Source organism: Arthrobacter sp. TB 26 (genome assembly GCF_000427315.1).
Lineage (GTDB): Bacteria > Actinomycetota > Actinomycetes > Actinomycetales > Micrococcaceae > Arthrobacter.
On sequence record NZ_AUPJ01000306.1, the window covers coordinates 1 to 7,560 of the forward strand.

Below are 7,560 nucleotides of genomic sequence, written 5' to 3' on the forward strand. Positions count from 1 at the left end.
GGGGCACCGGCTCTGGCGCTTCTTAGGCGGCGTTGACCGTGTAGGGCATCCGGTAGCGGGACGGAAGTTCCGCGGCGGCTTCCGGGAGGTCATCCGGGCCGTGGGCCTGGCCGTTCTTCCAGTGGAAGAACGCCTGTTCGGTGATCGCGTCCCACTGCCGCGCCTTGGTCCGGTAGAACGTGCAGCTGACGTCTCCCTCGCAGTACGTGGCGACTCCGAACAGGTTGCCGATGCTGTCAGCGGTCCGGGTGGCCGCGACCATGACATAGGGCCACTGGCCCAGGTCCCAGCCGTCACAGCCCCAGCTGGGGATGACGGCCCAGCCTTCGGCTTCGATGAGTTCCATCCAGTCGTAGCCGCCGTTCTCGTGGTAATCGCCCAGCACGGTGACGCCGTCGATGGCCTCCCCGGTGTCCTTGGTGGTCACCGTCTTGGTTGAGATTGCGTTCATGGTGTTGCTCCTTCTTGTCCGAGAAGTGGGGTGAGTGGGGCGGCTTAGGTGACCGGCCAGCTCCCCTGCTCCCCCGTTGTTTTTTTGTTGCTGGCAAGCTCGCTTGCTCGGCGGCCGACGGAGGCCTGTCTACCGCAGGCAAGGGGAAGGAAATTCCTGGAGGAAATCAGCGACGCAGGAGCGCCGGAGGGACATTTCCTGCACCGCAGGCCCCGACGAAGGAGGGGCTGGACGGGCTGGAGCGGACGCCTAGAATCCGCAGGACAGCAACACAAAAACGTCGCAGACGTAAGGAAGGGCCAGGGTCACCGGAGCCCTGCGACGGCGAACCTGGCCCCAACAGCCGGCCGCGCCAGCGGACGCCCAATAACTGGTTGGAGCGCAGCGGAAATCAGGGCCTTGCTAAAAGGTGGAACGGTCCCGCCGGTTGCAGGTACTTCTCCCCCGAGGGGACCTCCTGTCGGGGCTTTTTCAGGCAAAGGGGCAGCACATGGGGTTACGGAGTATTTTCAGGAAACGCCACGCAACGGCGGGCACGGCTGATGCCACGCACGCTGCGGCCGGCCCGGAGATTCGGGAGCCCCTGACGGCAGAACAGCTCAAGGACCTCGAAGAGGCGTGGGCCGAGCTCGCGGCGGCCCAGGAGGCATCGGAGCTGACGAACTTCCATGCCTGCACCCGCACGGACCGGCCCTGGACCGAGGACCCGGCAGCGGTCAGGGCGGTAGCGGCGACGCTGCGGGAGTTCCCCGCGGCGGAAGCGCAGCCGCCACGGTAGCAGCGGCAGTCCGGCCGACGGCTGGCATGCCTGGCCCCGCGCCGGTCTAAGAGTCCTGCCCGAACAGTGCCGTGAAAACGGGCCCGGTAAGTGGTCGTCGGGGCCGCCGGGGCTGTCAGTGACAGCACGAAGTTCACGAGAGTCAGCGGTTCCATGAGGGGGCCTGTTGCCTCCCCCTTCTAGAGGCCAGGGAAGTCAGGCAGGGCTCTCTCCCGCGCAGTTCAGAGCTGGGGGCCGCCGCCACTGGTTCGCTTGGCCCGGTCATTCTTGTCCGGGGTTTCCGGCACGATGCGCTGCAGGAGCGCGTCGTGCGCCTGTTGCAGCGTCTCTGCTCTGGCCTCGGCCGCGGCCAGCCTGGCAGCTGCGTCGGCTGCGATGTTGCTGGCCTGCTGTTCGGCTGTACGTGCCTGTTCCAGCTGCGCCGTCATCGCCGCGGCCTGGGTATCGAGCGCGGCGACCCGGACAGTGAGCTCGGTGACGGCCGCGTCCTTCTCGGCGCCTACTTTGTCCAGGTCAGCGACGAGTTCGGAGATCTCCAGCGCCAGGTCCTTCTTCTCCTGCGCCCAGACCGCTTCCGCGGCGGCGTGCCGCTCATTGGCCAGGGCGGACGCTTCGGCCCAGCAGGCCCCGGCCAGGCGAGCGGCCTGTTCCAGCACTGCCGCCGGCGTCGCGGCGACCTGCCCGCCCGCGGCCTGCTTCTCCTCCACCCATTCCTTCAGGTAACGGGTGGCATCGGCGTTGCTCACACCAGCCGCTGCCCGCACGGTCGAAACGGTAGGCCGGCGCTCGGCGCTGATCTGCTCCGCAGCAGCAAACACACGGTCTTTCACACTCAACGCCACGGCGACAACCTTAAAGTAGTAGGAGTAGTAACAAAACTACTACTCCTACTACTTTCTATCAGTACCGCCGCCCCCCGAACTGCGCCATCGGCCGGTCGTTGCCGCCGCTCCGGGAACCTTGACCGGCGGCCCGGGCGGCCCGTGTCCTGGGCCCCGCGTTGCCGGTCCGCCGTGCGGGGAGGCCGTGGCAGGATGGGGTCCATTATGGACAGGCGGTTGCGGGCGCGCTCCGGACGCGGAATGGGTGTTGATGTACCGGCTCGGGCTGAGCCGGAAACGCATCGCTGAGCTCGTGCGCGTTCATCCCGCCGTCGTCGGCTATCACCTGGTCATCGCCCGCCGCCGGGAACCGGAGCTTGAGGCCGAACACCAAGCCGCTGCCGGCGCCAGAACCAGCCTCTCCCCCAGGAGCCTTGCCCGGATGGAGGAGGTCATCGCCTGGATCTCGGCCGAGGGCCGGCTCCCCCGTGGCCATGCGGAGAACAGGGGTGAACGGTCGATGGCCCGGTGGCTCTCGGAGCGCCGGCGCGAAGCAGCCGAAGGCATCCTTGACCCGGCATACCGTGACGGACTAGCACGGGTTCCGGAATGGGCCGGGAAGCACCGGGCAGCTGCGGGCGAAGCCAGGTGGCACGACCGTCTCGCCCAGCTCGTGGAGTTCCGACACGAAGGCCACGACTGGCCACGCCACCACGACTACGACTCAGAGCGCGAACACACCCTCGGAGTGTGGATCCACGCCCAGCGGTACAAACGGCGCCGCGGCGATCTCGACCCCACCAGGATCCGGCTTCTGGATGAGGCCGTTCCCGGTTGGCAGGCCGGGAGGACCCGGGGCCGCCCTCCCCGCCGGTGACCGGTTCGGGTTGTGCCCATTGGGGGCAGGTGGAGCCCTCCGCGCAGCTCAAAGCTGTCCCCACTGGGCGTGCAACCCGGTCTTTGTGGAGCCCCGCGCGGGCGCGGACCGGACTGTCGTAGCCGTCGTCCATAATGAGATCTGCGTGATCATGCATCAGATGCAATTCGGCATGATTGCGCTTTTTCTTGGTGTGTCGATTCGAACATATATATTGGGTATCTGCTTAGCTGAAGTAGGCTGGGCGCATGACGGATTCGTCCCCGCAGATGCCGTTTGCCGGGGTGGACTATCCGAAGACTTTCGGGCAGTTCCAAGACTGGTTCAGTACGGATGAGGCGTGCTTCGAGTACCTGGCAAGGCTGCGCTGGCCGGGCGGGTTCGTCTGCCCGAAGTGCGGCGGCCGGGACTACTGGCGCACGGGTGCCGGGCTCTGGATGTGCAAGGCGTGCTCGCGCCGGACGTCGGTGACGGCCGGGACGATCTTCGACCGCACGCGAACACCGTTGCGGACGTGGTTCGCGGCGGTATGGTTCGTGACCTCGCAGAAGAACGGCGTGTCCGCCCTCGGCCTGCAGCGGGTTCTCGGGCTGAATTCCTATGAGACGGCGTGGGCGTGGATGCACAAGCTCCGCCGGACCATGGTCCGCCCCGAGCGGGAACGGCTCTCCGGGCTGGTCGAGGTCGATGAGAGCTTCATCGGCGGGGTCCACCGCGGTCTGCCCGGCGTCGGCCCGGACAAGATCTCGGTCCTGATCGCCGCGGAGCATCTGGACCACAACCGGATCGGGCGGATACGCCTCGAGCCCGGACCGGCCGACCGCAGGCTGGCGCTGGTGAAGTTCGGCCAACGCGTCGTCGCGCCAGGCTCCACCATCCGCACCGACGGGGCGAGGCAGCTGCGGCGCTTCGCCGACCTCGGCTACCAGCACGAGTACTTCACCCAGCTCGGCTCGGACATCCCGGCACACGTGAACATGCCGGCGGTTCACATGGCGGCCTCCCAGCTCAAGCGTTGGATCGACGGCACCCTGCACCAGGGCATCTCACGAGAACAGTTGGCCTACTACCTCGACGAGTTCACCTTCCGCTTCAACCGCCGCACCGCCAAGAGCCGCGGGCTGCTGTTCTACCGGCTCCTGCAGCAAGCCACGAACACCGACCCCGTGCCCCTGAAGGACCTCGTCATCCCTGTGGGAACATCTACCTGATTCAGTACCGATGTGACGGGGCGGATTCTGGACCGCCTTCTCATGACGGCGTCAGGCAGAGCCCTTTCGGGCCACACCCCCGGGGCGCGTGGACGCGTAGGCTGGAAGCAATAGGGTCGGGAGTGTGGCCGGCCAAAGGAGGCACGCCATGATGGGCGGGTACGGGCAAGGGATGGACTGGTCCTGGTTGTTCTGGCTGCTCCCGGCCGCGGGAGCGATCCTGGCGGTGGCTTTCGCGGTGCGGGCGTTCCACCGTGGCATCGGCAGAGGGGTTCCCGGAGCCGCACACGGGCAGGACAGCGGGGACGCGGCGGACACGAGCACCGCACGTCGGATCCTCGATGAACGTTATGCCGCCGGCGAGCTGGGCACGCAGGAATACCGGGAGCGGTTGGCGCTGCTTACCGGGAATGGAACACTACCGGAAATACCGGGGCCATCTCCGGGTGAGGGCGGGCGCAGCGGCCAGCCGGCGGCGTTGAGTCTTCCGGAACTGAAGCAAAGGGCCGGGTCGCTGCTGATAGCGGCCGACGACGCAGTGCGCGCCGGGGAGCAGGAAGCCGGATTTGCCCAGGCCCAGTACGGGGACGCGCCCGTCGCGCCGTTTGTGGAGGCCCTCGCCGATGCCAGGGCGAATCTGAAAGAATCCTTCAGGCTCCAGCAGGAGCTCGACGACGCGGTCCCGGACACCGGGGAACAGCAGCGGGCCTCCTTCACCGAGATCATCAGGCGCTGCGAGTCGGCCAACCAGGCCCTGGCCGAACAGAAAGCCGCCCTCGATTCCCTGCGGGAACTGGAAAAAAATGCCGCCCGGGCGATCGAACAGCTCCGGGCCGCCAGCGCCGGGGTCGCGGCCGGGATCGCAGACGCGGAGCAAATCCTGGCCGGGCTGCGCGCACGGTACTCCGAGACAGCGGTCGCACCGGTATCGGACAACATCACCCAGGCCCGTGAACGGCTGAAATTCCTGGACACCGCCGCGCAGACTGCGCAGCGGAAGCTCAAGGAGGCTGACTCGGGAGCCGCGGCCGTCGCTGTCCGCGCCGCCGAAGAAAGCCTGCGCCAGACCAACGTGCTCGTTGAGGCCATCGGCAGGATCTCGCACGACCTTGACACCGCCCGGACCCACCTGGACGGCGTGGTCGAGGACGCAGTCCGGGACCTCGCAGAGGCCAGGGCCATCATGGCCGCCGGCCGGCACGCTGACCTCGCCGGCCCCGTCGCTGGCCTCGAGGCGGTCCTGAACCAGGTCCAAGGCCCGCTGCCGTCCGGAAGGATCGACCCGGTCAGTGCGCTGCAGCGCGTGGAAGGGGCGCGGCGCGGGCTGGATCAGGCCCTGTCCGCCGTCCGGAATGAGCAGGATCAGGCGCGGCGCGCCGGTCAGGTCCTCCGGCAGGCCATCATGAGCGCACAGGCCGGAATTTCGGCTGCCTCGGACTACATTGCCGCCCGCCGCGGTGGCGTCGGCCCCGGGGCCAGGACACGCCTGGCTGAGGCGCAACGCAATCTGGACACTGCGCTCTCCATCCAGCAGACGAATCCCGGATCTTCCCTGGCCCATGCGCGGCAGGCCGGCGCACTGGCATCCCGGGCCACAGAGCTGGCAAGCTCCGATGTGCAGGGCTTCGGCGGTCTGGACAACCGGGGTTACGGCGGCGGCATGTTCGGGGGCCGGGGGTGCGGCGGGGGCCTAGGCGGAGCCGTTCTCGGTGGCATTCTGATCGATTCGATCCTGCGCGGCGGACGCGGCGGCGATGCCGGTACCGGGGCCGGCTGGGACGGTGATTCCCGTAACGGCTGGGACGGCGATCCCGGGGGCAGGGGCGGCTCCTGATCCCCACATCCTGTTCATGCCGGTCCGTCGATGTCATCAGCTCGATCCGGACGTCGCAGAAAGATTCCGCCAGCGGCAGTAACGCCCCTTTGATTGGCACAAACAAAGGCCACACACCATGGCGAAGCCCCCCTTTGTTCAGGCGCACCGCCCCGTTGAGCGGGGCGAACCTCGTCACCCTGCCTGGCCGGGGCGGGCAGCGTGGAAGATGCTCGCACGGAAGCCCGTCTGCTGCCCCCCGGGCCGGGGTATTGGCGGCAGTGTCGTGTGGAACCGGCTTCAGCCGCGTGGCACGGACCCGCGCGGGCTCTGCCACAACCGCCCGCTCACTTCAAAAAGACGAAGGATGTGCAAGCCCCGTGAGAATTCTGATGGTCATCAACGGTGCCGCCTACGGTCAGGACGCGACCTATAACGCGGTTCGTCTGGCCGGCTCGCTGGCTAAACGTGAGGACGTGAGCGTGCAGGTCTTCCTGATCGGCGACGGCGTGACCGTGGCCATCTCGGGGCAGAAGACACCTGAGGGTTACTACAAGCTGGACCGGATGCTCGCGGGCGTGGTCCGTCACGGCGGCGAAATCGGTTGCTGCGGAACATGCATGGACGTCCGCGGTATCACCGAGGCCATGCTGACCGAAAACGTCCACCGGGCCACGCTGGACGCGCTCACCGACTGGACCCTCGCCGCCGATAAGGTATTGGTGTTCTAGTGGACGGCCCGGACCAAGGCCCCGGTCAGACCGTGCTGGTGCCTGGCGGGGGCATCGGCGGCGAGTACAACATTCTGCGAAGGTGGCTATGAGCACCCCCATTCCGGAACTTTCCCCGACGTATCTGGACTACAACGCCACGACCCCGGTGGACCCGCGGGTCCTGGAGGCCCTGCTGCCGTTCCTTGGGGCAGACTTCGGCAATCCGTCCAGCGACCATGTCTTCGGTGAGGCGCCGAAGGCTGCGCTGCGCCTGGCCCGCGGCCGTGTCGCCGCGCTCCTCGGATCTGACGCCCAGGAGATCATCTTCGCCGGCAGCGGTTCGGAAGCCGACGCCCTGGCGATCCGGGGAACGGTCCTGGCCGCTGCCGCGACAATGAAGGGGCGGACCGTGCATGTGATCACGCAGGTTACCGAGCATCCCGCCGTCCTGGCCGCTTGCCGGGCACTCCGGGGCTGGCACGGGGTGCAGGTAACCTATCTGCCGGTGGATGGCCACGGGCTCGTCGACCCGGCGGACGTCGCGGCAGCCATCACCCCGGATACCGTCCTGGTGACGATCATGCACGCGAATAATGAGACCGGCACCGTCCAGCCCCTGCGGGAGATCGCCGACGTGGCCCACGCCCACGGGGTCCTCCTGCACACCGACGCCGCCCAGAGCGTCGGGAAAATCGCTGTCGATTTGGGGGCGCTCGGCGTTGACCTGCTTACTGTGGTCGGGCACAAGATGTACGCCCCTAAAGGCATCGCCGCCCTGTACGTGCGCGACAGCGTGCCCGTCACCCCGCTGATCGGCGGTGGAGGCCAGGAACGCGGGTTGCGGGCCGGTACCGAGAACGTCGCCTTCGCCGCAGCGCTCGGCGCCGCCGCCGAGC

General features: G+C 67.8%; 8 protein-coding genes. 6 read left to right on the forward strand and 2 right to left on the reverse strand.

Annotated elements, in window-relative coordinates; translation table 11 throughout:
• Nucleotides 1-22: 22 nt before the first annotated feature.
• Nucleotides 23-451, reverse strand: a complete 429-nt coding sequence (locus K789_RS0110985) for a hypothetical protein (protein ID WP_024366801.1) — start codon at nt 449-451, stop codon at nt 23-25.
• 490 nt (nt 452-941) lie between these two features.
• On the opposite strand from K789_RS0110985, the gene K789_RS22895 reads away from it, so the two are divergent.
• Nucleotides 942-1,229, forward strand: a complete 288-nt coding sequence (locus K789_RS22895) for a hypothetical protein (RefSeq protein ID WP_237739577.1) — start codon at nt 942-944, stop codon at nt 1,227-1,229.
• A 221-nt stretch (nt 1,230-1,450) separates the two neighbouring features.
• On the opposite strand, the gene K789_RS0110995 is transcribed toward K789_RS22895, so the two are convergent.
• On the reverse strand, nt 1,451-2,071 hold the full coding sequence (locus K789_RS0110995) for a DNA-binding protein (protein ID WP_024366803.1): 621 nt from the start codon (nt 2,069-2,071) through the stop codon (nt 1,451-1,453).
• Between the two features lie 250 nt (nt 2,072-2,321).
• Here K789_RS0110995 and K789_RS0111000 point away from each other — a divergent pair, with 250 nt between their 5' ends.
• From K789_RS0111000 to K789_RS0111020, 5 genes are all read left to right on the forward strand, one after another.
• Entirely contained in the window at nt 2,322-2,927 is a 606-nt protein-coding gene (locus tag K789_RS0111000) for a helicase associated domain-containing protein (protein ID WP_051181009.1), read from the forward strand.
• 248 nt (nt 2,928-3,175) lie between these two features.
• Nucleotides 3,176-4,138 (forward strand): IS1595 family transposase, encoded by a 963-nt coding sequence (locus K789_RS0111005; protein WP_084507447.1) that lies wholly within the window; start codon nt 3,176-3,178, stop codon nt 4,136-4,138.
• A 148-nt stretch (nt 4,139-4,286) separates the two neighbouring features.
• Complete coding sequence (locus K789_RS0111010) at nt 4,287-5,972, forward strand: TPM domain-containing protein (RefSeq protein ID WP_128081605.1); 1,686 nt, start codon at nt 4,287-4,289, stop codon at nt 5,970-5,972.
• 359 nt (nt 5,973-6,331) lie between these two features.
• Nucleotides 6,332-6,682, forward strand: a complete 351-nt coding sequence (locus K789_RS0111015) for a DsrE/DsrF/TusD sulfur relay family protein (protein ID WP_024366807.1) — start codon at nt 6,332-6,334, stop codon at nt 6,680-6,682.
• An 88-nt stretch (nt 6,683-6,770) separates the two neighbouring features.
• Nucleotides 6,771-7,560 (forward strand): cysteine desulfurase family protein (locus tag K789_RS0111020; RefSeq protein ID WP_024366808.1); only part of this gene is annotated, 790 nt, incomplete at its 3' end.